Origin of the sequence: Mesorhizobium sp. M8A.F.Ca.ET.165.01.1.1 (assembly GCF_004792065.1) — a bacterium.
Lineage (GTDB): Bacteria > Pseudomonadota > Alphaproteobacteria > Rhizobiales > Rhizobiaceae > Mesorhizobium.
In genome coordinates this window covers 261445-287646 of sequence record NZ_SRTH01000006.1, presented here as the reverse complement: position 1 = coordinate 287646, position 26202 = coordinate 261445, and the positions used below count along the sequence as shown (strand labels likewise).

Genomic DNA, 26202 nt, shown 5'->3' with positions numbered 1-26202 from the left:
AGACTCCATGTTTCGATTCATCCACAGCTCCGATCTTCATATCGGCAAGCGGTTCGGCAACATGCCAGAGGATCTGCGCGGGCGGCTCCGTGAAGCGCGCCATGGCGCGATCAGCCGGCTGGCAGAGCAGGCACGCGTCCATGGTGCATCCACCATACTTCTGGCCGGCGATACGTTCGATACCGAAACGCCCACTCCAGCGATGTTGCGGCAGGCCATGGCCGAGATGAGCCAGAGCGCGCCTCTGCGCTGGATATTGCTGCCTGGCAACCATGATTCCCTGTTGGCTGATCAATTGTGGAGTGCAGCGGACAGCGTTGTGCCGGACAATGTCCTGCTGGCGACGCGGCCCGAAACCCTGACCATTGGCGCGGACGTGGCGCTGCTGCCTGCACCTTGCACCACCCGCAGACCCGGTCGCGACCTTACCGAGTGGATGAACAGCGCCGCGACGCCGCAAGGCGCCATCCGGCTCGGCCTTGCTCATGGCGCTATTCAGAACTTTTCCGAAGATTCAGCAGCGTCCGATGTCATTGCACCAGATCGCGCGACTAAGGCCGGCCTCGATTATCTGGCACTTGGCGACTGGCACGGACCCGTCACCATCAATGAGCGCAGCCGTTATAGCGGTGCGCCCGAACCTGACCGTTTCAAGCATGATACACCCGGTCAGGCCCTTGTCGTTTCCATTGCCGGGCCTGGCGCCGTGCCCGAGATCGTGGCCGTTGAAACAGCTAGCTTTTCCTGGAAAACCGCTCCCCTGCATCTGCTGTCTGGCGACGACAGCGCCGCGGCATTTGAAGCGTTGCTTCCACCGGCTCATCTGCGGCGTCAGACTTTGCTGCGAATTGCCGCGTCTGGCCGGGTGCGGTTAAGTGGGCGAACGATCCTTCAAGCGGCGATCGCGGTAGCCGCGCCCGACTTCGCCTATCTGGAACTGGACGGGGACGGGCTCGCGACCGACTGCGAAAGTGGCGATTTGGATCGGATCGACCGCTCTGGTGCCCTTCGCGAGGCAGCGCAGGCACTGTTGGATGAAAGCAGCGACGAAACCCGGTCGGCTGTCGAACGCGACATATCGCGAGAAGCACTGGTTCGGTTGTTCAGCTATTGCGAGGCGATGGGATCATGAAACTTACGGCCCTTCGGCTCCACAACGTCAAACGGTTCGCCGGGCAAGGCGTCGCCATCGAAAACATCGGCGACGGCGTCAACGTGCTTTGCGCGGTCAATGAGTTCGGCAAATCAACCTTCTTCGAAGCGCTGCACGCACTCTTTTTCCAGCCTCACACGGGCACACCCGAAGGCGTGCGACTGTTGCGGCCTTACAGTGGGGGCAATCCGGTGGTGGAGGCCGACATCACCACTTCAGAAGGACGCTATCGACTTGCCAAGCAGTTTTATGGCGGCAGGCTGGCCAGCGTTATTGACCTCGACGGCGGGCGACTGTTGGCTCAAGCCGATGAGGCCGAAGCCTTTATCGGCAAACTAATCCATGGCGGAAGCGCAGGACCGGCAGGATTGCTCTGGGTTCGCCAAGGGGTCACCGGCATCGAAAGGCGCAGCAAAAGCGAGGAGGACGGCGAAAAACGCGTGCGCGAAAGCCTACTGTCCTCGGTTCAGGGGGAAGTTGAAGCCCTGACCGGCGGGCGACGCATGGCCGAAATCGCCGCGGCATGTGAAGAAGAACTCTATAGCCTGGTTACGTCAACGCTGCGTCCCAAGAGCGGCGGTCTCTATGCGGCAGCGCTCGACGAGCGTGACAAGCTGGTGAAAGACGAGCAGCGTCTCAGCGCCGAAGTCACCGGTCTGCGCGATTCGCTCGACAAGCGGCGCATGGCGTTGGCGCGTCTGTCTGAGCTTGAAAACCCCGAAGAAGGCGCCACTCGGCGGGAAGCCATCTCGGCCGCGGAAGCCGCAGTCGAGGCCGCCAAATCGCACAGCGAAGCCTTGAAAGCCGCCGAGGCGGAAGCTGCCCTTGCCGCAATTCACCACGACGCGGCGCAGCAGGCCCTCGATAGTTTTCGGACCGCGCTCAAACGAGCCACGGATTTGCGCCAGCAGTCGACGATTGCGCAGCTTCGCCGCAGTGAGGTTCTCGATCGGCGCGCTTCTGCCATTGCCGAAAACGAACAAGCGATGGGCGAAGTTCAAGCAGCCGAACTGGAAGAGCGCGAAGCACGCGAATTGCTCGCGCGGCTGGATGCGACTCTTTTGGCGCGTGACGCTGCCGAACAACTGGCCGGCTCGGACAACCGGTTGAAACAAGCCGAAGTCGCCAGAACCCAGATCGAAGATGGAGAGGCAGCACTGGCGATGCTGGCGGTGCCGGAACAAGCTGTCGAGCAACTCCAGGCGCTCGAAATCGAGATCGCCAGCCTTCGTGCAGCTCACCTGGCAACCCTGCCGACGCTATGCATGGAATACCGGGACGGCGCCGCCGATTTGGTGACCATCGATGCCAAGCCCTTGCCCCATGCAGAAGACCAAAGCTTTGCTGGCACCGTACGCCTGGATATTGCCGGCATCGGAGCCTTGACCCTGCGATCGAATCGGCCGCAGCAGGCCGACCGGACCATCGAAGACGCCGAAGCGAAGCACCGCAGCCTGCTTGCGTCCCTCGGTGTCGATAGCCTCAGGACGGCACGCCAGCGCCTAGTGGAAGCGCGCGACAAAGCTACCGAACTGGGCTTGGCGCGTCAGCGACTTGCCGATCTCGCGCCCAAGGGGATACAGCAATTACACGAGGAGCTTGCTCGTCTGAGTGCCCTCGGGGCCGGGGACCTCGAACTCAAAGTCGATCCAGAACAGATCCGGCAACATCATGCCGCAGCCGAGCAGCGTGTGGCGACAACACGCAACAGCGTGCGCGAGGCCTTGCCTTTGCGCAGCCATGCCGACGAGGCTGTCATGGCTGCGGAGACGGCTTATGTCACCATCCAGGCGGAACTGACCAGCCTCGAGGTCATATTGGGACCCGATGCAGCGCGCGAGGAAAAGGGGCGCTTGCTGCTCACCGAGGCCACCGCACGACAAAAGCTGCGCGAAGCGGCCGAAATGCGCGCTGCTCCCCTGCGCGACGGCGCTCGCGATCTCACCAGCGCTGAAGCCGTTCTGCGCCGCGCCCGTTCGGTTCAGGATGCCGCCACACAGGAAGCAAGTCAGTTGCGTGTAACCCTGGCCGATCTCAATGGCCATATTCGCACTCGGTCCGACGACGCGGTGGAAGAAGCTTTGCGCGAGGCCACAGAAAAATTGGAAATCGCTGGAGAGCGAGCGAGACGCTTCGAATTCGAAAAAGCCGTCCTCGACCGGCTGCGCACGACGCTGGTCGCTGCGCGCTCGACGGCACGCGATCTTTATCTGAAGCCGGTCATGTCCGAGCTGCGACCGCTGCTTGGATTGCTATTCGATGACATCTCCATAGTGTTCGACGAGAACACACTGTTGCCACAGACCGTTCGCCGCAATGGTCAGGATGAGGATGTCGATAGGTTGAGTGGCGGCATGCGAGAACAGCTTTCGGTTCTGACACGTCTGGCCTTCGCCCGTTTGCTTGCCCGCGACGGCCGACCCACACCGGTTATCCTGGATGACGCTTTGGTTTATTCCGATGACGACCGCATCGAGCGCATGTTCGACGCTTTGCATCGTCAATCACACGATCAGCAGATTCTCGTTTTCTCCTGCCGCCAACGCGCGTTTGCAAAACTCGGCGGTAACATTTTGCAGATGAGCGACTGGCAACCGGGTCGATCATAAGCGGAGATCGCGCAGCCTCAGCTAGGGCGACGGCAGATCGTATCGTGTTACGATTGCAATGCCGTTTTCGATCTCGATTTCGATAACTTCATTAATCAGGAATTCCTCTGGGCCAAGATCCTCGAGGAGAGCATCGAAGAGCTCTCTCTGTTTTTCAGGCCCGACCTGAGGGACGACGATAATCAGGCCGGCGTGAACCGGTTCTTTGGCATAGAGCTTCCTGAAGTCCTTAGCATTGTTGGTGACGAAGGTGAAATCCTCATCGATAATGAGCGGCATGAGGTCCCAGTCGGTTTCGCCGCTTAGCCCAAGCCAGTTGACGTGGTTTGCTTCATGTCCGCGTTCTTGGGCTACCGCAACCAGAGACGTGTGCAGGCACTCATCGATCAGAAACCTCACGAGGTCACACGCGTCTCGACCTGGCCGACGGACCTGGGTCGCCCTTCAAAACCACGCGCTTCGACGACTTTATTTTCACGCCCTGCTCGACCAGCTTCTTAGGCCGCCCACGAACCGGGTGCGCGGCGACCCACATTCTGGCGAGCTCAATCACGCGCGGCGTTAGCTTCGGATATCCCTCCAGAACCTCCGCTTCATCTGCGCCCTGCGCTAGCATCGTCGTGATCATACGAACAGGGATGCGGGTTCCTTTGAAGACAGGCTCTCCGCCCATCACCCCTTTAACGCGGCCGATGGCGGCCTCCGCTTCATCAAGATCCACGATGCGCGCTTTGAGCTGTTTACGTGCCTCGGCGACGTCGACGATCAGCAGGTCGTCGGCCCTTACGGTCTTGGCCCTTGGGGCAGCTTTGATTTCCTCGAACAGGCGGTAGCGACGATCAGCGGGCAATGTCGCACCCACGCCATACCAAAGCTTGAGCCGCAGCAAATCCTCGCCGGTCAATGCCCGTCGGACGACCCCACCGATGCGCCGAGCAGTGCTTGGCACAGTATCGACAATGCGTTTGTCGATCGCATTGTGCACGGCCTTGATTCCTATCCCGCTGACGGCGGCTGCCTCTGCGGGGGTGTAGATGCGAGCAAGTGTGCCCATTATTCTTCTCCTTATAAAGAATAATATAGGCCGTTTGACCCCCTCCGTAAAGGCACGCGTCTTTGGAATCACGGCGGTTAGCAAAGGCGGTGGTGAGCCGAGAGGCCTCACAAACCCTTGGGGCTCGAGATGGCAGACTCGGCGCAGTATAATTGCGCTAACTATCGAATTTGCAGTTGGCGACAAACGACACACGAGTTCGTCGCGGACTTTTAACTCTGCGAAGGCGCGTCTTCGAGCGCTTTGAAACCCTACACCCATCTGCAGGCCATCTGTATCAAGCTTTGGACCAAAACCGTTTCCATCGCTCACGAGCGTTCTCTCTGGGGGTCTCAAGTGGGGCTTGCCCATGGCCACGAATTTTTGGGCGACAGCGGTGCAGAGGCCGCATACCGCTGCCTGCTTGACGTCGCTGACCGTGTCCATGTCCGAAATTTGCCTACAAATTTCGGACGCCCTTGGGCGCGCTAGATTCGCTATGGAAAGCTGGAAGCACTCGCAAGCCCGGTGGCCACAGCGTCTGCAGCGCCAAGCTATTCCTCCGTATCCAAACCCGCATCCTCATGGCCACTAGCCAACTCTGGCATAATTTCACCAGCAAGCAGCTCATCTCTGCTCAGCAGCCCGGCATCCTCGAGCGCCTCGCAGTCCGGGAGATCGCGAAGCGTGTCGAGGCCGAACTCGAGCAGGACGCTTTTGTCGTCACATAGGTGTAGGGAGCGCCGGGCGTCGGACTGCGCGGGTTCGACGCGATCAGGCCGGTGCCGCAGATGGCCGATCAGGTCGCGACTGATTACTTCCCGAAAACCGACGACAATTCGGCGCGGGTAATCGGCTGGAAGTGCCGATGCACATCAGCATCAGCACGTCCGACCACGTCAGGTCCACGGCACGCCCGCTGCTTCCGCAGGCGCGGATGGCATCGGCATAGGCCGGCCGTGTCAGGTGCTTCCAGCCGCCGGCGACAGCGACGAGGTCATAGGGCCGTCCGCGCAGCTCTCGGATGTCGTCGATGAGAAGGTCACGGGCGAGCTCGCGGGAGAGACTGCACCGCAAGCGCGTCCCGCGCGCGCGAACTGCTCGATCAACTGATCTCAGACGACGACGAATCTCGTCCAGATTCCAAAAGCGGTGGCCGCAGCGGCGCTTTGCGGGCTCGCGTTACCACAGATCGCAGAACTGTGATCTCGCCTTGTGCCCGAGACCGCAATCTGGGCTCGCGACGAAGCATATCGCTTGCGATCATCAAAGGACGCGTCGACGCCGTCGGTTGCCTTTTCCACCGCCGCCTCACACATCGTGTTGGGGCTGAAGAGCTACCTGCAAATCCTCGCAACGGGCGCGGCCGCATCCTTGATTTTACAAATTGACACGTCTTGGTTTTTAGAAAATGCCACGTGCGATGATGGCGCCAAAAAAAAATGTCACGCGAGATGATCATGCCTGAGGTAAATGGTCCGCCAAAGTTGGGAAAGGTATACCGGTTGAATGGTGGATAGGTACGCCGGATAAAAAGGGCTTCGGGTTCCGGAAGACGAACTAATCGACGGATAGGCGCTGCTCGTGAGGGAAACTGCATGCGCATTACGGTTATGACCATCCAGGGATGTCGGATATGATCTTGAATAGTGACATTGCAGGCCAAAGAGCGGCCGAGAAGCTAGCAGAGGGCCTGAAATCGCAGGGCAAGCAGCAATACGAAGAAAGGTCGAGGGAACGCGAACGAGATGTGTCTCGTTAGGTCGCACGTTGCACCAGGGGTGCGTCGGAAGGCACTCCGCCGTGTCCTGAAGAGGTAGCCTGCACTTGAGAATAGCCACGGTGGTACCTTATTTTCGGCTGTGAAGCACACGAGACCCGCGACGTGAGACCCAGTTGCTCAATACCCAGTTGCTGGGTGAGCGTGCATGACTGCCAACGGAAGGTCTTGCACGCACCCTCGCGATCTTGAGCAATGGTCGCCATGACTTTCTTCTTGCAGGCTTTTGAGTGGCCCAGCCTGCAATCACCAGACCCCACCGACTCTAAAGAGCGTGGCAGACGGGATAGTCGAGGTTGCCCGGCACAATTACGCTCAAGGCTTGCGCCGCCCAGAGGACACGCTGAAAAGGCAGCATGGGCGCGCAAGCACGCCATTCACGAGAGGTTCGACATGAAGACTATGCAAGAAAAAGACATTCCGGCATTCGTGCAAGCAGTTGTGGAGGCCGGCTGCAACATTTGCGCGATTGGCAACTTGGGATATGTCTTTGGCGATGCTGATTTGACGCCGGCGCAACGGAGGTCCGTCGAGCCACAGCTGCGCAGGATTGCTGAGATCTACGGCGAACGCGATCATCTCATGGACGAGATAGCTGTATATCTGCGGTCGATCGGACGCCATGTCGAGGTTGAGCCGAAGACAGGTGTTTCCTGATGGCCGCGATCGATCGCGTTCCGTAGTCGCCATTTCTATTGGGTAACGAGCAGCCGTCTTCCAACCTCTGAAACAAAAAAGAGGTGACCCCCAAAGGCCGCTCTCGAGACCGCAAGTCTGAGCCGCTAACGCATTGCGATAACCAGGCTGTCCGAACTGGGCGTCGATGCCTTCCTCGACCAGGTCGCGGTAGGCGGCGATCTCATCTACCGCATGCATAGCCAAGCCAGAGAAGTTTTCGGCAGCGGAATTCTCGGTCGCTTCCCCTTTTATGACTAGAGGGTGCGGCCGATCCGGCCGCGACGATCTCGCAGGGATTGCCATATACGGCAACACGAACACCGGCGGATCAATACTCGGATAATGGCGGCCGGCTATGTAGCGATCGATCGCGCACCAACATATCAATGCAATAGCTTAGTTGCTTTCAAAGGCGGGTCTCTACGAACTGCAAGCAAGCTAAACGATTGCGTCAACTCTTCCTCGCAGAGCGAAAACTCCGCGCCCACGCGATTTCTCTGCTGGAACAGCGGCACATCCTCAGCGCCAGGACACGGCCGCCGCCGTCGGGTTTTACGAAGCCGGTGATTGCATAAGTTGCCCGCAAGATATCATTGGTATCGGGAACGCCGCCGATGCCGCATCCTGAATAGAGCGGCCGCTTGCACCTGCCAGCCCGACGACCAGATCATATCTGCAACTCCATCTACCTGGACGTGGTGCAAATCACCTCGCTGAAGCCGCAAATCGTCGCCTTCGACCAGGATAACCACATCCGTGACCGCCTGAGCTACTCGGTCGATCTCGACGCACATGGCCGATACAGTTTTTCCATCCTTCACGAAGCGAATGAGACTTTGGCCATTCCAGCCCTGGTCTACGGGGCGTGACTTGTCCCCGATGCATGCGCGAGCTCTCCGCTCGGCCGGCCGCCGGACGTCGCCACCGGCCGAAGGCGCCCGAAGGCGCCCGAAGGCGCTTGACAAAGCAGCACCGGCCCATTCAACTTGAGGCATTCACCAGGGGAGTCCCGGTAAGGGGCTGAGATACTGCTGGCTTTCGCGGCGCAGTGACCCGTTGAACCTGATCCAGTTCATACTGGCGTAGGGACGGTGCAAGCGCTTTGCGGGAGTTTACGCCCGAGGTCCTGCTGCAGCAGGTCTACAGAAGCGTCTTTTCATCCTTCCGGCACAGAACTGGGTCTCCAATGCATGAGCAAAGGAGCCTCACGATGAATGCCCTCACCCCCGCCGTGTCGACGGGACCACTGCCCGCCTCGCGGAAAATCCACAAGCCCGGCGTCCTCTACCCGCAGATCAGGGTGCCGATGCGCGAGATTTCCGTCCATCCGACGGCCGGCGAACCGCCCGTCACCGTCTACGATCCGTCCGGCCCCTACACCGATCCATCAGTCCAAACCAGCATCGAAAAAGGCCTTGCCCGGCTTCGCCACGAATGGGTCACGGCGCGTTGCGATGTCGAAGCCTATGACGGGCGCCACGTCCGGCCGGAAGACAATGGATTCGCCACCGGCGAGCGCCTGACACCGGAATTTCCGATACGCAATCGGCCGCTCAAGGCCAAGCAGGGCAAGGCGGTGACCCAACTTGCCTATGCGCGCGCCGGCATCATCACGCCAGAAATGGAGTTCGTAGCCATCCGCGAGAATCTCGGCCGCGAGGTGATGCGCGGCAAGCTGCAACGCGACGGCGAAGCCTTCGGCGCGGCGATCCCAGATTTCGTCACACCCGAATTCGTGCGCGACGAGGTGGCGCGCGGACGCGCAATCATTCCCGCCAACATCAATCATCCCGAGAGCGAACCGATGATCATCGGGCGAAATTTCCTGGTGAAGATCAACGCCAACATCGGTAACTCGGCTGTCACATCGTCGATGGCCGAAGAGGTCGAAAAGATGGTGTGGGCGATCCGCTGGGGCGCCGATACGGTGATGGACCTGTCGACCGGCCGCAACATCCACAACATCCGCGACTGGATCGTGCGCAATGCACCGGTGCCGATCGGCACGGTGCCGCTCTATCAGGCGCTCGAAAAGGTCGGCGGCATCGCCGAGGACCTCAACTGGGAGGTCTATCGCGACACGCTGATCGAGCAGGCCGAGCAAGGCGTCGACTATTTCACCATCCACGCCGGCGTGCGGCTGCACTACATACCGCTGACCGTCGACCGGGTCACGGGCATCGTCTCGCGCGGCGGCTCGATCATGGCCAAATGGTGCCTGCACCATCACCGGGAGAGCTTCCTCTACGAGCATTTCGAGGAGATCTGCGACATCGCCAGAGCCTATGACGTTTCCTTCTCGCTCGGCGACGGCCTTCGTCCCGGTTCAATCGCCGATGCGAACGACGCGGCGCAATTCGCCGAACTGGAAACACTTGGAGAACTCACCAAGATTGCCTGGGCAAAGGACTGCCAGGTGATGATCGAAGGCCCGGGCCATGTCCCCATGCACAAGATCAGGCAGAACATGGACAAGCAGCTCGCAGTGTGCGGTGAGGCGCCGTTCTACACGTTGGGGCCGCTGACGACCGACATCGCGCCGGGCTATGACCACATCACCTCAGGGATAGGTGCCGCCATGATAGGCTGGTTCGGCACCGCAATGCTTTGCTACGTCACGCCGAAAGAGCATCTCGGCCTTCCCGACCGCAACGACGTCAAGATTGGGGTGATCACTTACAAGATAGCCGCCCATGCAGCCGATCTGGCGAAGGGCCATCCGGCAGCGAAAACCAGGGATGATGCCCTTTCGCGCGCGCGCTTCGAGTTCCGCTGGGAGGACCAGTTCAACCTGTCGCTCGACCCCGAAACCGCACGGTCCTTCCACGACCAGACCTTGCCCAAGGAGGCGCACAAGCTGGCACATTTCTGTTCGATGTGCGGGCCGAAATTCTGCTCCATGCGTATCTCCCACGACATCCGCGCCGAAGCCCAGAAGGAAGGCATGGCGGCGATGGCGGCGAAATACCGCGAGGGCGGCGATCTCTACATGCCGGCTGACGAGACCGGCGTAGCGCTCATGCCAGAGGCGCCGGAGCCATCATGAGGGTGTTGGTCAAAGGGGCCGGCGTCGCCGGCCTCACCGCCGCCTTCGAACTCGCCGCCCGCGGCGCGACGGTCACAGTCGCTGAGATCCGGCAGACCCTTGGCGGCAATGCCTCGTGGTTCGCCGGCGGCATGCTGGCGCCATGGTGCGAGCGTGAAAGCGCCGAGCAGCCGGTGCTGGATCTCGGACGCGTCGCCGCCGACTGGTGGGATGCGGCACTGCCGGATCAGGTGACACGGGCCGGAACACTGGTCGTGGCCATGCCGCGAGATGCCGGTGAGCTTGACCGGTTCGCCAGTCGCACGTGGGGGCATCGGCGTGTCGACGGAGATGAAATCGCGTTCCTGGAGCCCGACCTTGCCGGCCGCTTTCGCCGCGGGCTGCTGTTCCCCGACGAAGCCCATCTCGACCCGCGCCGGGCGATGGCGGCACTCCATGACAGGTTGTCGGCCATGGGTGTCGAATTCCAGTTCGATGTCGATATCAGGCGGATTTCCGGTTTCGATCGTTGGATCGACTGCACGGGAATGGCAGCAGCCGATGACAGGCTGCGCGGCGTTCGCGGCGAAATGCTGATCCTGCGCGCGCCTGATATCTCGCTGTCTCGCCCGGTCAGGCTGCTGCATCCGCGCTTTCCACTCTATGCGGTGCCGCGCGCCGACCACCGTTTCATGATCGGCGCGACAATGGTTGAAAGCCAGTCCGCCGGTCCGGTGACGGCACGTTCGATGATGGAGCAGCTGAGTGCCGCCTATGCCCTCCACCCGGCCTTTGGCGAGGCCGAGATCGTCGAAACCGGTGTCGGCGTTCGTCCGGCCTTTGCCGACAATCTGCCGCGGGTCGAAACGAACGGCGGGATCATCGCGATCAACGGGCTTTATCGACACGGTTTTCTCCTCGCCCCCGCCATGGCGCGCCAGGCCGCCGACCTGGTTTTCAGCCAGGACAGAACCAAGGAGCTTGCTCATGAAACTGACCGTCAACGGCGAAGCGCGTGAGGTTGCCACCGCCACCACGCTAGCCGAATTGCTTGCCGCGCTCGACTATGAGGGCGACTGGCTCGCCACCGCCGTCAACAGCGACCTGGTGCACAAAGCCAGCCGGACGGCGTTCTGCTTGAACGAAGGCGACCGGATTGAAATCCTCTCGCCCATGCAGGGAGGCTAGCATGTTCGACCTTCTGGGGACGACGCTTCAATCCCGCCTGCTGCTCGGCACGGCTCAATATCCTTCGCCGGCCGTCCTTGCCGATGCAGTCAGGGCGTCGGGCACGTCGGTGGTGACCGTCTCTTTGCGGCGTGAGATGGCGGGCGGCAGGGCCGGCGAAAAATTCTGGTCGCTGATCCGCTCGCTCGGCACGAGAATCCTGCCCAACACGGCCGGCTGCCACTCCGTCAAGGAAGCGGTCACCACCGCGAGCATGGCGCGCGAGGTCTTCGGCACGACCTGGATCAAACTCGAAGTGATCGGCAACCACGACACGCTGCAGCCGGACGTGTTCGGCCTGGTCGAAGCCGCCCGTATCCTGTGCGAGGACGGCTTTGCGGTATTCCCCTATACCACCGACGATCTCGTCGTCGCCGAGCGGCTGCTGGAAGCGGGCTGCAAGGTCCTGATGCCGTGGTGCGCACCGATCGGTTCCGCCTTGGGACCGGTCAACATGACGGCGCTGCGCTCGATTCGCGGACATTTCCCAGGCGTCCCCCTGATCGTGGATGCGGGGCTGGGACGGCCGTCGCACGCTGCCACCGTCATGGAACTCGGCTTTGACGCCGTGCTGCTGAATACGGCGGTCGCCAGGGCGGCCGATCCCGTCGGCATGGCGCGTGCTTTCGGCAAGGCGGTCGAGGCCGGTCGTGAGGCTTTCAGCTCAGGAATGCTCGAACCGCGCGACGTCGCCGTGCCATCGACGCCGACGATCGGCAGGGCCGTTTTTTCATGAAGCTCGATCCCTTCTACCTGATCGTCGACAGCGCTGCCTGGATCGAGCGGCTGGTGCCGCTCGGCGTCAATCTGGTTCAGCTTCGCATAAAGACCATGGATGAGGCCGGATTACGCGCGGAGATCCGCTCAGCGAAGGCTTTGTGCGCTCGATACCGGTGCCAGCTGATCATCAATGATTACTGGCGGCTGGCGATCGAGGAAGGCTGCGACTTCATACATCTCGGCCAGGAGGATTTGCAGACCGCTGACCTCTTGGCGATACGGGCAGCCGGCGTAAGGCTCGGACTGAGCACACATGATCATCAGGAGCTGGAAACGGCGATGGCCGCCGAGCCTGACTACATAGCGCTTGGACCCATCTATCCGACCATCCTGAAGAAGATGAAATGGGCGCCGCAAGGGGTCGAACGGATCAGCGAATGGAAGCGCCAGGTCGCGCCGTTTCAATTGGTCGCCATTGGTGGCCTCAACCCTGAGCGGCTCGACGGTGTCTTTGCGGCTGGCGCGGACAGCGCGGCGGTGGTGACCGACATCACGCTCAACGACGACCCCGAGGCGCGCACGCGAGAATGGATCGAAAAGACGGACCAATGGCGCTGAGGCGAGAACCACATGTGCTTGTCGTCGGTGGATCGGACTCCAGTGGCGGTGCTGGAATTGCACGCGATATCGAGACGATCTCTGCCATTGGCGTGCGCACCTGTCTCGCCGTCACAGCGCTAACGGTGCAAACGCATGACGCCGTGATCGAAATCTATTATCCGCCACCTAGCCTGGTGGCCAATCAGATGTGCGCCGCGCTGCAGGCCAACGACGTGGCCACAATCAAGATCGGCATGCTGGCGACTGCCAAGATCATTGTTGCCGTTGCCGCAGTGCTGCGCAAATTTCCGCATGTCCCCGCAGTACTCGACCCTGTGCTGGCCTCCACCTCAGGCCGCGCACTTCTGCAAGCAGGCGCTATCGCTGCCATGAAGCGCGATCTTATGCCGCTTTGCTGCATTGTCACGCCCAACCTCCCTGAACTGGCGCTCCTTAGTGGCTCCGAACTGGCAGTGGATGAGGACGGAGCGCTCCAACAAGGAAAAAGACTGCTGGCCGCCGGCCCTCAAGCCCTGCTGATCAAGGGTGGGCATGCGTCGGGAACCCGGTCGACCGATATTCTGTTACGCTCCGGGCACGAACCCATCCGCTTCGATGCACCGCGCCTTGCCACATCGATGCGCGGGACAGGTTGCATGCTGGCCAGCGCGATTGCGGCGCATCTGGCGAAGCCGAAGCCGCTCGAAGACAGCGTGCGCGAAGGCAAGCTGTTTGTCTTGGAGAGGCTTCAGAAATGCCGGCTGAATAACCACAGCGTTCTGCGTCCAGCCAAGCAGACCCATTTTCCAGAATTTTTCCCGTAGCGAGACTAGAGAAGGGGCTACTGCTTCTCTATGCCATCCTCACAACGCGTTGAGTTTCTCACTGCCAATTATGCGACTTTCGAGGTGCAAATAGCGAATATCGAGTTCTTAGTGACAGAAACGACCGGAATTGGTTGCGTGGATCACCAGGTCGCTACCGATTGGGTCAGCGACTCAATAGAACGTCACATCTCTGTCCACACTCGAGCTTATTTGCCGCAAACGCGTCGAGCCCCGCGTCAATCGGTCTTATAATAGTATCCGGGGCAGCTCCAAAGCTGTGGCATCGGCTACCCGCCGGCCGTGGCGCTTGCTGTTCGAGCGTCGGACGCCGCCTGCCATTGAACATCTGATGGGCTATTGGGTGGCGGCGACACACTCATCCAGGTGCAACTGGCTTTTTCAACTCGGGAACCAGCAGAAGCCTTCGCTGCGTCGCAACATTTGGATTATGTCGTACAGCCCGATCTTCCAGAGAAAACAAGACCTAACGTTCGAAACCTGTCACGCAACCAACCACCGAATGAAAGATCCAGCGTGCGATCGCAGGGAGGTAAGAATAACCGGTCTGGCTTTCCTATCGCCGGTCCAGGTTAAGACCAACGACGTCGTCACGACATCAACACAGTGCGCGAAGCGCTCGTATTCCTGAATCAGTGGCCAAAAGCGCGTCGGGGACCGGTATTCAGTTGCGCGGTGAGAAGCAGCAACGCAGCGATCGCCGGACAGATGACACCCGAGCAGGCGCGGCAAGCATTGTGGGATTTGCCAGGATTGCCGGCGTGCTGGCCAAATCTGATTTCGTCGTTGGTGGCGACTGATTTAAAGCTGCAGGAAGATCACCGCCGGTAACGCGTTGGCCCGCTGCTCGCCAAGACGGAAAGAACGCCGCCTTGTGAGTTCCAATAATGGGCGATGCGGGAATTGCACATGTCTGTGCCCATCTGTCCGGCCGAAATGCAAATGGCGTCACTGGCGAAGGTCAGCGAACGCGGCACGCAGGGCTGGATTCTTTTGACTTGCGGCAAGCCGACATAGGTGCTGGCTTGATGTCTCGGTCACTGCGACGTGTCATGCCGATTCATTCGTCAGCTACCATGACGATGCGGCGCGTCGCCTGCGATCAGTTGATCGAACCGCGGTGCAATTCGGGACGCTTCGTCGATCCCGACAGTTGCGCAAAGGGAAGCCAAATCAGCGACTAGAGGCAACGTGGCTACGGATTCGAAGGGACCCCGCTGTTGCCGAAGAGGTGACTGGTGGAATGTCAAAGATCACCTCGTGAAAGGCCATTTGGGGCCACCTAATGATAAAGCCGGATGCCGCTATCGGGTCCTGGCACGGGAATGACGGTCCGGCCCTACGGTGGATCGAGTTCGGTTCATGTCGCTTCGCAAGGAGGATGTGTTCCGGCGTCTGCCCGAACCCCTCTTTCTCGCATTCTGCGAGGTTGCGCGATCGGGCCGCTCGGTCTCTGTGCTGATCGCCCCTCCTGTTGCCATCGATCGATTCCGCTTCCGGTGCGCACGCACGTGTCGCGCGTGGCAATCATGCAAGGTCGTGAATCATAGGAGGATGTACATGCTTTTGTCGGATTTCGGCCGCATCGGGTTCGATCCGTTTGTGGAAATGCGGCGCATGCAACAGGAAGTAAACCAGCGTTTGGCCGGGCTGACCGCCAGCGCCGCTCAGGAGTTTCCGCCGATCAATCTTTGGACTGGCGAGGACAGCGTGGCGGTGGCCGCGGAACTGCCGGGGATATCACCTGACGAAATCGGCCTCACGGTGCGCGAGAACATTCTGACATTGAAGGGAACGCGCGAGCCTCGAACGGAGGACGAGAAATCCGTCTGGCACCGCCGTGAGCGCGCCTATGGGACCTTCTCCCGGACAGTGCAATTGCCATTCCGCGTCGACCCGGAACGGGTCGAGGCGCGTTTCGCCAACGGGCTGCTCGAAGTCGAGTTGCACCGGCCGGAGGCGGATCGGCCGAAGAAGATCCAGATCAAGGGATAGAGGGAGGCAAGCATGGCTCAGGAACGCGGATCGGCCGTCGCACCATGCTGCTCAATGCCCGCAAGGTGCTTTACGACCATAGTTCGGCCATCACCATCCTTCTCGCCTTCAATGACATAACGGCCCGTCGTATCATCGAGCGGGAGAAGGAAGAACTGCTCGGTCGCACCGAAGACCTGCTTCGGCAGAAAGACGTCCTGCTGCGCGAGATGGAGCATCGGGTTGCCAACAGCCTGCAGATCATTGCCTCGATCCTGTTGCTGAAGGCACGCTCGGTGACGTCGGAAGAGACGCGCCAGCATCTCAAGGACGCCCATCAGCGCGTTCTGTCCGTGGCCGAGGTGCAACGCCATCTCCACACCTCCGCCGGCGTCGACGAGATCGATGTCGGCTCTTACCTACCGAAATTGTGCAGCAGCCTCGCCTCGTCGATGGTCGGCGAAGCCCAGCCGATCACGGTCACCGTAATGGCCGAAGGCGGCAGGATAGATTCGCAAAGGGCAGTCAGTCTGGGACTAATTGTCACCGAACTCGTGCTCAACGCCATCAAATATGCTTTCCCCAAGAAGAGAACCGGCGCTCGCATCCAGGTGAGCTACGAGACCGCGGGCAGTGACTGGAAACTGACGGTTTCGGACAATGGCGTCGGCAAGATCGCCAACGACGTACCGGCTACCGGACTTGGAACAGCCATCGTCGAAGCACTGGTGAAACAACTGGAGGCCAGGGTGGAGATTATCAGCGATATTGACGGCACCAGCGTGTCGGTCACCCGGGCGACGTTCACCTCGCGCGTGCCGCGAGCGGCGTAAAAACCGTTACTACGATGCTGCCTTCCGGACATCGCCTGATGTCCAGGGGATCTTCTGCCGCCACGGCCTTGTCCCCGGAGCGCAGGACTGCCAGTCGCATCGCATAAGCCGAAACCTCTCAGTCGGTTGAGGGCGCTTCCGATGGCCAAGATCCGCTTTTTTGGCGTTCAGCCGGTGGGACCAAGCTCTGAAGCTGACGCTGCGCAGGTCTTTGCGTGGATGACTCGGTGCGGTCGGTAAACTCGAAGTGGCGGTTGTGTGCGTCAAGTTCTGCAAAATGGGGCGGCCACGATGCTGGTCATGCGGCTTGGCGTAGAGCGAGCTTCTTGTGCTCGCGCAGGTCGTCAATGTTGATGTAGGGCCTCCATCCAGTTTTCGTTGGTTTCGACAGCCGGCGCCCTGACGAGGCGCAGGCAGCTTTCGGCGTTGGGGAAGATGCGCACGACATAGGTGCGCCGGCGGATTTCCTCATTGAGCCGTTCAAGCATGTTGGTGCTCTTGAGATGCTTGTGATGCTGGCGCGGCAGGCAAAAGAAGGTCAGCGTGCGCTCGATGGTCTCCTCCACCGTCGTCCATCTCGGCCTCGAGCACCTCCTGCATCACCGCACGGATCATTTCGTGAAGTCCGTCCGGGTCTGAAAGCAGAATGTCTTTGACGGCAGCGCTGGCGGTCTTACTTTCAATCTTGGTCATGGTGGCGTTCCTTCGCGGGAATCGGCGACATGAACAATCACCAGATCCCATGGCGACGGATGGATAGCGGCGCGTGCTCTGGCAGAGTGACGCTGCTAACAAACACCCCGCGGAGGAACACCATGCATGTAGTGGCCGACCGATCCGAAACTCTGACTGCTATCCGGACTGGTCTGGGCGCAATCTTCGTATCGCTGGAGCTCAGCCGTTCAACCTGGCTGATCTCGTCGTTGTCGCCAGGTGGCGGCGAGAAGTTGTCGAAACACAGTGTCCCCAGTGGTGATTTATCCGCCTTGTTCCGTCGCTTCGATAGCGTGCGAGAGAAGGCAAGAGCACGCATGGGGCCAGACTTCCCCGTCGTCGCTATCCAGGAAGCCGGGCTCGATGGCTCCTGGATCCATCGGGTTCTGAGCAAGGCGGGGATCGAGAGCTACGTCGTTGATCCCGCTTCTATCGCAGTGTCTCGTCGCAGTCGCCGAGCCAAAACCGATAAGATCGATGGTGAAACGCTCGTCTCTCCTTGCCTTCAAGCGAGGCGAACCGCGCATATGTGCAATGGTCAAAGAGCCAACACCGGAGCAGGAGGATCGCCGGCGTATCTGTCGTGAACGCAAGGTACTGACGACCGAACGGGTATATAAAACGCCGCTCACTCAGAATGGTCTCGTCGCCCGAGCCCAGCGGCCGTAGGCGGGATGTTGGTGCAGCCGTGAAGAGCAGCGACCGAATGTGAGGTTGATCTGCTCGGTTACGAGCAGAGTCCTGCAAGTCGGGTTCAACCTGGATCCCATAATCGATATGACAAGCTAATCCCACTTTGACCGGCGCTCAGCACACCTAATTTCGAGCCGCGCCGACCTACACACCCGCTATCGACATGATCCGAGTGGCGGCCTGAACTAGGCCGGCAAACTCATGTTCGTTGGCACTGTTTTTCGCTTGCATCCCGGTTAGGCGGGGACAGACGCCCTACTGCGACGCCTGCCCGGCTTGTCCGTGTCTCGCTCGCCTGACGTTTCGGGTTCGGTCTCAATGATCTCGCCCGCCACCACGGCGCGGGTCCGCTCCAGCATCGCGGGGATGTCCCGCGCGGGCAGCGGGCGGCTGAGCAGGAAGCCCTGCGCCTCGGTGCAGCCTTCTCTTCGGACCCGTTCCAGCTGCTCCACGGTCTCGACGCCCTCGGCGGTGGTCTGCATCCCGAGGCTGTTGCCGAGGCTCGTGACCGCTCGAATGATGGCGACGGAACTGTCGATATCTCCGGCGTCCGTGATGAAGGATTGATCGATCTTGATCTTGTCGAATGGGAACGAGCGCAGATAGCTCAAGCTCGAATATCCGGTTCCGAAGTCGTCCATCGCGATATGAACGCCGAGCATGTGGATATGTTGCAGCATCGAGAGAGTCGCCTGGCTGTTGGCCAGCAGCACTGTCTCGGTGATCTCAAGCTCAAGCCGGCTGGGGGGCAGTCCCGAGATATCCAATGCCTCGACGATGGTGGAGAGCAAGCGCGCGTTGCGAAATTGCGCCGGGCACAGATTGACGGCGACCTTGATGCTACCGGGCCAGCTTGCCGCGTCGAGACAGGCTTGCTTGATAACCCATTCACCGATCGGGACGATGAGGCCGATGTCCTCGGCCAGCGGGATGAATTCTCCCGGGGATACGATGCCGCGCGTCGGGTGATGCCAGCGCAGCAGCGCCTCGAAGCAGCTGACCTCGCCGCGGTCGAGATTGAGGAGCGGTTGGTAGTAGATTTCGAACTGCTGCCGCACCACCGCTTCGCGCAGGTCGAGTTCGAGAAACCGCCGCGCCTGCATGCGCGCATCCATTTCCGGTTCGAAGAACCTGTAGGTTCCGCGGCCTTCCGCCTTCGCCCGGTAGAGCGCCATGTCGCCGGTCTTGAGAAGTTGGTCGGCGTCAATGCCATCGTCCGGCGCGATCGAGATGCCGATGCTGGCGCTGATCATAACCCCGTGGCCATCGACGACATAAGGTGCGCTCAGCCCATCAATGACCCGTTGGGCAAGAGCTGTCGCCTCGACCGGCTGATCAACCGCGGTTTGAATGATCACGAACTCATCGCCGCCGAGCCTTGCCACGGTGTCGCCTTCACGGGCCACCTGTTTCAGTCTGGCGGCGACCTCCTTCAGCAAGGCGTCGCCAACCGGGTGCCCCAGCGTGTCGTTGACCATCTTGAAATGATCGAGATCGAGGCAGTGGAAAGCAATCTTGCTACCATCACGCCGCATCTCGACCAAAGCCTCCTCGGCGCGTTCGCGGAACAATATGCGATTTGGAAGCTCGGTAAGTCCGTCGTGGCGCGCCATGTATGAAATCTTGGCTTCGCTCCGCCGCAAGTCGGTCACGTCATGGTGAGTGGCAAGCCACCCGCCGCCCGGCAGTGGCTGATGGATGAGGTCGATGGTGCGTCCGTCCCTGAGTTCCACCAGGCTCACCGTCCGCTCTGCGCGATCGATGGTCTCCGTCAGCTGCTGCACATACTTTTCCGGGTCATGGCCGGCATAGAGGCCCGCCGCGATCCGGAACCGCATCAAATCGATCCACGGCGTGCCGGGACGAGTCAGGGGCTCCGGCACATGGTAGAGATCGGCGTAGCTTTGGTTGCACAGAACCAGCCGCCTCTCCGCATCGAACATGCAAAGCCCTACGGGCATATTGGCGGCGGCCGCGGCCAATTGCTGCCGCTCCAGCTCGGCTTCTCGGGCCAAGGCATCGCTGCGCTCCAGGCTGGCCCGGTAGCCGGCAAAGGCCGAGAACAGCACTCCAACCTCGTCCTGCCGATCCCTTTTCAGCGCAATGAGACTCGAACGGCGCTCGCCCTGCGCCAAGCAACGCATCGCCTCGGTCACGGCGAGGATCGGCTTGCTGACATTGTGGCGTATCCAGGCGACAAGCCCACCAAGACACCCGGCGGCAAAAAGAACTGCCAGCCAAGTCAATCTTTGCGCAACGGTGTAGGTCCTGTCCGCCATCACCGCCGCGGCCGTGCTGCGCTCGTTGGTGAGGGCCAGCAGGTCGTCCAATCGCTGCGTGGCGGCGGCAACGGTCGGGAGCGATACCGTCTCGAACTCCTTGACAGCCATTGTTCGCCCTCCTGTTTCGAGGAGCGGGAAAATCGATGTCAGGGAATCTTCGTAGGCCGTCCATAGGTTGACGAACTGGTCGAACAGCTGCTGCTCGGCCAGCGATCCGGCACTCCGGCGATAGGCGCGCCGACCTTGCAGTATTTCGTCGCTTTCCCTCGCCATCTCCTTCTCAATGCCGGCTATCTGCGCAGCCTCGGCAGTGCGCACGCGCAACGTCGCATAGAGCTGGTGTTCCGCGAGGTTGCGCTTCATCTCGCCGACGATCTGGACCTGGGGCAACCAAACGCTGGTGATCTCGCTCGTGACCTTGTTGAGTGATCGCAGTTGCGCGACCCCAAATACTCCCACGGCCACGACGCACAGCAGCGCCAGCCCAAAGCCCAACGAGAGCTTGGTCCCGACGCTAATGTCCTTTAGCCCTCTCATCTAGAAAACTGCAAACGCAAGACCAGTCCTCGTCAAATAGCATCGAGCTTTAGCGAATAGTAAAAGTATTCCTAGTGTCGCGTCTAAGGTATTAATGCTGGCTTAAGACTGCGTAATCCCCTAGAGGATCGACCAAACCACGTTGTAAAAGGCCGGCGGATGAAGCTCACCGATTTCCATATGATCCGATGACGGGCCTACAATGAGATCGAGGTGCTCGCACCTAGTCTTGGAAGCCGCTTGCAGCTTCTTTCACCGCACCGTGGGATCGGCCTTCGATCCCCTTCGAATGTAGCGAGGCCAGCCCATATTATGCACGACGATGGGGCTTTGAGGCTGGCAGTCGAATCTATGATCGGCAGTGTTCATCAGCCGAGGAAGGAGCGCCGCGGCGCGCGCCGAGGCGGTGCGCGAACTCGAGCGTGATCGCCGAGATCGAGGCGAAGGAGCCGCTCGAAGCGCTCGACACCTTCATGGCGCAGAACGCATCGATGATCCAGGCCCAGCATGCAGCCTCCAGCTTCGATGTCCATCGGGTCCTTCAGGCCATGGACCACGAGCCGAGACCGCCGCAAGGCGATGCCGGACTGATGCGGCTGCCGGTGGTCGACATGCAAGGCCGGCCGCTGGCCAGCGAAGCCGAGTTGCGCTATTCCATTTTCCACCGCTTGACCTCGGGCGCGGTGAAGGTGGTGGCGGTGCAGCTAAAGGGAACTCCGACTGGAGCCATGCTGACACGCACGTTCACCGTGGAGGGCGTGCCCTACCGCATGGACCTGTTCGGCGGCAGCAAACTGAAGCCGCCGCAAAAGAGCCTGAACCAGCTTGCCTCTCACCTGCCTTTCACGGCCGCAGAGGCCCCAAGCGGCAAGCTTTTGGCGATCCCCTATGCCGAGACGGCTCCGGGTACGGCCTTTGAGCAGCTGTCGCGGGCCTGGGCGCCGTTCAAGGAAGCCTATTACTATACCCAGCGCCGCGGATTTGCCGCGCCGCCGGGCATCCCCGACATTGGCCCCCATGATTATGCGCTGGAAGGGTGCTTCAAGCTGTCCCTTCTGCCCGACCATCCCGCAGGCGCAGTGCATCCCTTCCGGTTCGAGGGGCGAGACGGCGAGATCGCCTTGCGGCCGCATGACGGCTGCGGCTTCATTAGGGCCTCACTGGCCGAGCGCATGCCGTCCATTGCCCGGGCTCGCCACGACGCTCCCGAGCGGATGCCTGCCTATGCCGATAAAAGGCAATCGGCGGTACCGCCCTCGGCGCTGCAACATTATCCGCGTAGCGTCGAGGTAGCACAGGAGACCCGCGAGAAGGCTCAGGCTTGGCTCGAAACCCATCAAAGCCTCACCGCCGAGGAGCTGTTCCGGACGGTCACGGGCGGGCATATCGAGGGTTCGAGCGCTATCGCCGTGCCGTCCAGCGACGAATGCCTGCATGTGCCGACGGGCAAGAGCAAGACCTTGACCCGTGACGCTGGCGTGCTTGTCGGACGCTCCCCCTATGACAAGCCCAACCTGCGCCCGTTCGCCGCCGACCGGGTCAGGTCGGCGCGCGATGGCGACCGGACCGCGGCGTTCCTGGATCGGTGCGTGGCCTTCCAATATAGCTTCAACTTCGCGCACAGGTCGGGGGCTGGGCTTGCCGCCGACGATCCGACCTTCTTTGCCAAAGGCATCTTGATCGTTGTGCCCGACGAAATGTGGCCGGCGGACTTCGCCGAGCGCGGGGTCGTGATGTCTGCCGAGGACGTAAAGTGCCATTCGTACTGGCTGGAGGAAAAGGACCGGGTCAAGGCCGACACCGCGCTCGAGTGCGTCGGCATCCTGCAGGCGACGGAGGTGTTCGCGCCCGGCTCTTTGGTTGCGGTTCCAAGCGTCGAACAAAAAATGCTCGACGGCGATTTTGATGGCGACACCGTCGTCATCATTGGCGACCAGCCTCGCCTTTACGAGCATGTGCGCCAGTTCGACGCGCAGCTGCAGGCGCGCGGCATCGCCTCGATGAAGCCGCCGAAGTCGCACACGCCGGCCATTGAGAAAAGCGGCTACCAGTTCACCCGGTCCAAGCAGATCCTGTCGGCCACCGGGCTGGTGCTGGAGACCTACAGCTGCCTGCAGCGCAACGTGCTGGCGCAGCCGCTGGAGGCGCAACGCTGGTTTGCCGAGCGTGCCATCTTCGGCACCTACGAGGGCATTCATAATGAGCTCAAGGCCGACATCCGCGCACTGTTGCAGGAAGATCGGCCGGATGGCCAGGCCCTCCATGAGCTCATCGCCAGGGCGAGGGAAGACAGCAAGGCCGCCAGGCATCCGGTGGCCTGCGAACTGGCCGCGTTGTTAGTGGCCGAGCTCCAGGACTGGAACCTGCAGCTCAATAGCGAGCCGGCTCATGAGCAGTCGGAAGTCAAGCTGCATGAAAGCGCCATCAATCTGTTGAGCGTCGGCATCAAGGTCGGCACTGACGCCTACAAGTCCGATACCGGTGCGCGGGTGTTCATGCAAAAAACCACCGAATTGCAGCGGCTCTTGGAGCAGAGGCCGGGCTTCAAGTCGGCGCCATATGTCAAGGCGCAGGCGGCAAAGCTCCACCAGGGCCGGTTCGACGTCGATGGCAGCCTGGCGGATCTGAAGGACAACCCCACGCTGGCGGCATCGGTCATGGAGGCCTCGATCAGACTCGCCGTCGAAAAGCGCATTCTGCTCAGCGCCTTAGCAATCTCGGCCGAAGACGACCGCGCCAGCACGATAACGCTGAGCAGCGAACAGGCCCTTGAGCGGGCCAGGCTCGAAGCCGCCCCCGCCGAAGCGCAAGAAAGCGCGATTACCAAAAATTGTGCATGCGGTTGCCGAGCTTTTGCGGCAGGACGGCATCGAGGTGAAGGTGCCGCATCTTGACCAACGGTCGGGCGGGCAGGTCTGGATAGCCGACGAGTTGACCGGCCAGAGCGTGAGCACGGCGCCGGAGGCCCAACTGGTCACCAATGCCGTGCGCCATGTCTTCGAGATCCCGGACGAGGCTTTTACGCGCGCCTTCAGGAAGGCGGCACTGGCCTTCGAGGAGCGGGACTGCAGCGAGGTCGAGACCACCAACTGGGTCATCAGGATGGACAGGCCGCGGTTACGCGGCGTTCACACGGCGTTCAGAACCGCGCAGAACTATCGCTTCGAGGTCGAGTTCCCTACGCCGGCCAGTTATCGGGCCGAGCTCGCGCACCGCGCGCAGAGCTCACAGCTAGTCCCCATTCCCCGTGGTGCCTGGGAGATATTACACTGGGACTCGTCAGGAGAAAGCAGGTCGAGGGCGGCAGGGACCTCCAGGTCGCCCATCGTCGCAAGACAACAGATTGCGGTCGCTCGCTCGCCGCAAGCCGGCGAGATCCTCGCGGCCCTCGGTACGCGGCCGGTCGTGCTCGTCGGCATGCCGGCGAGCGGCAAGTCGACCATCGGCGCCCAGCTTGCCAAGGAGTTGGGGGTGGAGTTTGTCGACATCGATAAGCATATCGTCGCCGATCACGGCAATCTGATGGAGATGTTCGCCGACCCTGGCCGTGGCGAGGCGCACTTCAGGGACCTGGAGACCAAAGAGCTCGCCAAGCAGCTGGAGAGAGGCCCCATCGTCATCGCAACCGGCGGCGGCTGCTTTGGCAAGGAGTCCAATCAAGCCCTGATTCTTAATAAGGCGAGGTCGATCTGGCTCGACACCCGAGCTGAAAGAGCTCCGCAGGCGCCTCGAGAGGGACACCAGCCGGCCGCTGCTGCAAGGCGCCGACATCGAGCAGAAGGTTGACCAGCTGTACGAAGAGCGCAGTCCGTTCTACCAAAAGGCCGATATCAGGTTGCCCCTCGTCCCGCCCTTTCAAAAAGACAAGAAGGACGCCCGCATTTGCGTGAAGGAACTCTACGCTTTCCTGTGCAGCGACAGAGAAGCCGCTCTGCCCGCTGCCGAGATATCACATGTCTCCGGTGCTTCCGGCACCGCCATCAGCATGTCCCCAACAGCTCAGCGCATGCACGATGATCATCACAACGGCTACGATTGCGGGGGCGGCGTCGTGGAAACCATCCAGGCGCCGGCGGCACTATTGAGTGAAAGGGAACGGCCGCCGCTCCTCGACACCCTCACCGCCGACCCGCAGCCTTTGCTGGCCGGCAATAACGCACGAGCGAATTTAGCGTCTTCCACGAGAAGCAGGGAACGCTCAAGTCGAGGACGATAGCTTAGGCGTCGCAGGTTTGGTGCAGGGTGCGGGTTCGCACCGAATGCTAATAAAAGTGGGAAACGCATGCATAAGTCGTGAGAAGCCTGATGGCCGAGTTGATCCGGCCTGGATGACACAAACGTACAAAGACGAACCGCCGGTGCCGGGTCGCGCGCCAAATCCTGGTGATCGACCGGAAAGGATCAGCTCCGAGTCTAAACGGCATCGTCAACTTAATGAAGCGCGGATACTATGACAGAGTGACCCAATCCACCGCCGCGCCATTGCGTCGGTTTCGACAGATAAGATGGATTGGGCAGGCGAGCTCAAAAGAGCGATTGTAAATCGCAGTTGTAGCAGTGTAACAAACTGCGTAACAAAAAGCGCGAAAAGATTAGCATTTTCAGCAGGATAGGCGTGAAACCGAATCCCTCCCTCTCCGCCACAACATCAATAACAACCGTCACTTTCGACATTCCTGCTGTCCTGAGAGCCCCGCCAGCGTGTTTGCGCGAGCGCTACGGCGCCTTTGTCATCCGCATTGCCGAAAGCCTCGCCACGGGCCTTGCGACCGGCGTGGGCTTCGCCATCGTGCGCGCCTTGGCGGGTTAGAAAGTGGTGCGGGTATTGCCGGTCTACACCCCAGAAGATTACCCACTTATCCGGCAACTTCCTGGTGCCGATGATATGCCCCCGACTTGGGAAGAGTGGCACGCGAATTTCGATGCGACGCATATGGAGAGCTTGGAGGGGCTAAGCTACGCTACCATGCGCATCAAGCCCGACTTGTTCAAAGTTTGGTTGGACACCAATTCGCAGGTCGCTTCGGAAGACTCCAGACAACTCTACGCCCAAGAGTTGCTTGATGCGTGCAAGGCGAAATCTGAAACTCGCCAAGAGGACGAACGTGCCCGACGGTTGATCGCTCGCATGGCGAACGACCCGCTCCCCACTGACCCCCTGATGTATAAATTGGCTGAGGTCGGTGCGCTGTTCATGATCGTGATGGCGATCGTTTCAGCCGCGTTGATCATGCTGGCGAGGCGCTGACGTGGTCGCGCTAAGGATACCTCCTATTTCATTCATTCGGATAACTTCGCTTCTATTGGAGGAAGGCGCATGATCATCCTGGCCAGCGGGATGCCGTGCCCCCTACCAGTCTCTCGCCGGTTAGGCTCGGCGCCATCAGGCAACTCTTGCAAGGACGCCGAGCCGCTGCATCGCTATCGGGCCGGCGCTGCTCTGGTGGACGAGGCCACGTAGCCGTTCGCGCCTTCATAATCCTCTGCCGGACTAACCTG

At 60.8% G+C, this 26202-nt stretch carries 20 protein-coding genes, 4 pseudogenes and 1 riboswitch; of the genes and pseudogenes, 18 read left to right on the top strand and 6 right to left on the bottom strand.

What is annotated here, in order from left to right; all coding sequences use genetic code 11:
* Positions 1-7 precede the first annotated feature (7 nt).
* Both EN808_RS19275 and EN808_RS19270 read left to right on the top strand, forming a co-directional pair.
* Positions 8-1132, top strand: a complete 1125-nt coding sequence (locus tag EN808_RS19275; protein ID WP_126057626.1) for a DNA repair exonuclease — start codon at positions 8-10, stop codon at positions 1130-1132.
* The gene (locus EN808_RS19270) at positions 1129-3762 is read left to right on the top strand and encodes an ATP-binding protein (protein WP_126063810.1); all 2634 of its coding nucleotides are present in this window, start codon (positions 1129-1131) and stop codon (positions 3760-3762) included. The genes EN808_RS19275 and EN808_RS19270 overlap by 4 nt, the downstream gene beginning before the upstream one ends.
* Before the next feature lie 21 nt (positions 3763-3783).
* On the opposite strand, the gene EN808_RS19265 is transcribed toward EN808_RS19270, so the two are convergent.
* The 3 genes and pseudogenes from EN808_RS19265 to EN808_RS37040 form a co-directional block, all read right to left on the bottom strand.
* Entirely contained in the window at positions 3784-4161 is a 378-nt protein-coding gene (locus tag EN808_RS19265) for a DUF5615 family PIN-like protein (protein WP_126057625.1), read from the bottom strand.
* A gap of 4 nt (positions 4162-4165) precedes the next feature.
* The gene (locus EN808_RS19260) at positions 4166-4816 is read right to left on the bottom strand and encodes a DUF433 domain-containing protein (protein ID WP_126057624.1); all 651 of its coding nucleotides are present in this window, start codon (positions 4814-4816) and stop codon (positions 4166-4168) included.
* Positions 4817-5349: 533 nt separating this feature from the next.
* A pseudogene (locus EN808_RS37040) lies at positions 5350-5872 on the bottom strand (SMC-Scp complex subunit ScpB).
* Between the two features lie 898 nt (positions 5873-6770).
* Between EN808_RS37040 and EN808_RS37800 the strand changes: the two are divergent.
* The 11 genes and pseudogenes from EN808_RS37800 to EN808_RS19195 form a co-directional block, all read left to right on the top strand.
* A complete protein-coding gene (locus tag EN808_RS37800) occupies positions 6771-7232 on the top strand; it encodes a hypothetical protein (protein ID WP_306283303.1) in 462 nt (153 codons plus the stop codon).
* Between the two features lie 662 nt (positions 7233-7894).
* Positions 7895-8122, top strand: a complete 228-nt coding sequence (locus EN808_RS19245; protein ID WP_245454713.1) for a hypothetical protein — start codon at positions 7895-7897, stop codon at positions 8120-8122.
* A 121-nt stretch (positions 8123-8243) separates the two neighbouring features.
* A riboswitch (TPP riboswitch) is annotated at positions 8244-8360 on the top strand.
* Between the two features lie 103 nt (positions 8361-8463).
* Positions 8464-10299: a phosphomethylpyrimidine synthase ThiC gene (thiC, locus tag EN808_RS19240; protein ID WP_135916643.1), complete on the top strand. Its 1836-nt coding sequence runs from the start codon at positions 8464-8466 to the stop codon at positions 10297-10299.
* Positions 10296-11297, top strand: coding sequence for a glycine oxidase ThiO (gene thiO / locus EN808_RS19235; protein WP_135916642.1), 1002 nt, complete (start codon positions 10296-10298; stop codon positions 11295-11297). The genes thiC and thiO overlap by 4 nt, the downstream gene beginning before the upstream one ends.
* Entirely contained in the window at positions 11266-11466 is a 201-nt protein-coding gene (gene thiS / locus EN808_RS19230) for a sulfur carrier protein ThiS (RefSeq protein WP_135880790.1), read from the top strand. Before thiO ends, thiS begins: the two co-directional genes overlap by 32 nt.
* 1 nt (position 11467) lies before the next feature.
* Positions 11468-12241, top strand: coding sequence for a thiazole synthase (locus EN808_RS19225; RefSeq protein WP_135916641.1), 774 nt, complete (start codon positions 11468-11470; stop codon positions 12239-12241).
* The gene (locus EN808_RS19220) at positions 12238-12843 is read left to right on the top strand and encodes a thiamine phosphate synthase (protein WP_135916640.1); all 606 of its coding nucleotides are present in this window, start codon (positions 12238-12240) and stop codon (positions 12841-12843) included. The genes EN808_RS19225 and EN808_RS19220 overlap by 4 nt, the downstream gene beginning before the upstream one ends.
* Positions 12834-13649 (top strand): hydroxymethylpyrimidine/phosphomethylpyrimidine kinase, encoded by an 816-nt coding sequence (locus EN808_RS19215; protein WP_135916639.1) that lies wholly within the window; start codon positions 12834-12836, stop codon positions 13647-13649. The genes EN808_RS19220 and EN808_RS19215 overlap by 10 nt, the downstream gene beginning before the upstream one ends.
* Positions 13650-14276: 627 nt before the next feature.
* Positions 14277-14501 (top strand): DUF982 domain-containing protein, encoded by a 225-nt coding sequence (locus tag EN808_RS19205; protein ID WP_245454712.1) that lies wholly within the window; start codon positions 14277-14279, stop codon positions 14499-14501.
* Positions 14502-15032: 531 nt separating this feature from the next.
* A complete protein-coding gene (locus tag EN808_RS19200; RefSeq protein ID WP_126057616.1) occupies positions 15033-15665 on the top strand; it encodes an Hsp20/alpha crystallin family protein in 633 nt (210 codons plus the stop codon).
* 29 nt (positions 15666-15694) lie between these two features.
* Positions 15695-16477 (top strand): annotated as a pseudogene (locus EN808_RS19195) (sensor histidine kinase); the annotation flags it as partial.
* Between the two features lie 298 nt (positions 16478-16775).
* Here the strand turns inward: EN808_RS19195 and EN808_RS19190 are convergent.
* A pseudogene (locus EN808_RS19190) lies at positions 16776-17058 on the bottom strand (transposase); the annotation flags it as partial.
* Complete coding sequence (locus EN808_RS19185; RefSeq protein WP_126057615.1) at positions 16958-17170, bottom strand: hypothetical protein; 213 nt, start codon at positions 17168-17170, stop codon at positions 16958-16960. The gene EN808_RS19185 and the pseudogene EN808_RS19190, both read right to left, overlap by 101 nt.
* A 122-nt stretch (positions 17171-17292) precedes the next feature.
* Between EN808_RS19185 and EN808_RS36365 the strand changes: the two are divergent.
* Positions 17293-17806: pseudogene (locus EN808_RS36365) on the top strand (transposase); the annotation flags it as partial.
* Positions 17807-18120: 314 nt separating this feature from the next.
* Here EN808_RS36365 and EN808_RS19175 read toward each other — a convergent pair.
* Positions 18121-20703 carry an EAL domain-containing protein gene (locus tag EN808_RS19175; RefSeq protein ID WP_126057614.1) on the bottom strand — a complete coding sequence of 861 codons (2583 nt, stop codon included), beginning with the start codon at positions 20701-20703 and terminating at the stop codon, positions 18121-18123.
* 422 nt (positions 20704-21125) lie between these two features.
* Here EN808_RS19175 and EN808_RS19170 point away from each other — a divergent pair, with 422 nt between their 5' ends.
* The 4 genes from EN808_RS19170 to EN808_RS19165 all read left to right on the top strand — a co-directional run bounded on the left by EN808_RS19170 (position 21126) and on the right by EN808_RS19165 (position 25951).
* Positions 21126-23597 (top strand): hypothetical protein, encoded by a 2472-nt coding sequence (locus EN808_RS19170; RefSeq protein WP_245455307.1) that lies wholly within the window; start codon positions 21126-21128, stop codon positions 23595-23597.
* A complete protein-coding gene (locus EN808_RS37035) occupies positions 23536-24489 on the top strand; it encodes a shikimate kinase (RefSeq protein ID WP_245467324.1) in 954 nt (317 codons plus the stop codon). The genes EN808_RS19170 and EN808_RS37035 overlap by 62 nt, the downstream gene beginning before the upstream one ends.
* Positions 24377-24919, top strand: coding sequence for a shikimate kinase (locus tag EN808_RS37030; protein ID WP_306462658.1), 543 nt, complete (start codon positions 24377-24379; stop codon positions 24917-24919). The genes EN808_RS37035 and EN808_RS37030 overlap by 113 nt, the downstream gene beginning before the upstream one ends.
* A gap of 609 nt (positions 24920-25528) precedes the next feature.
* Complete coding sequence (locus tag EN808_RS19165) at positions 25529-25951, top strand: hypothetical protein (RefSeq protein ID WP_127275627.1); 423 nt, start codon at positions 25529-25531, stop codon at positions 25949-25951.
* Positions 25952-26202: the final 251 nt, after the last annotated feature.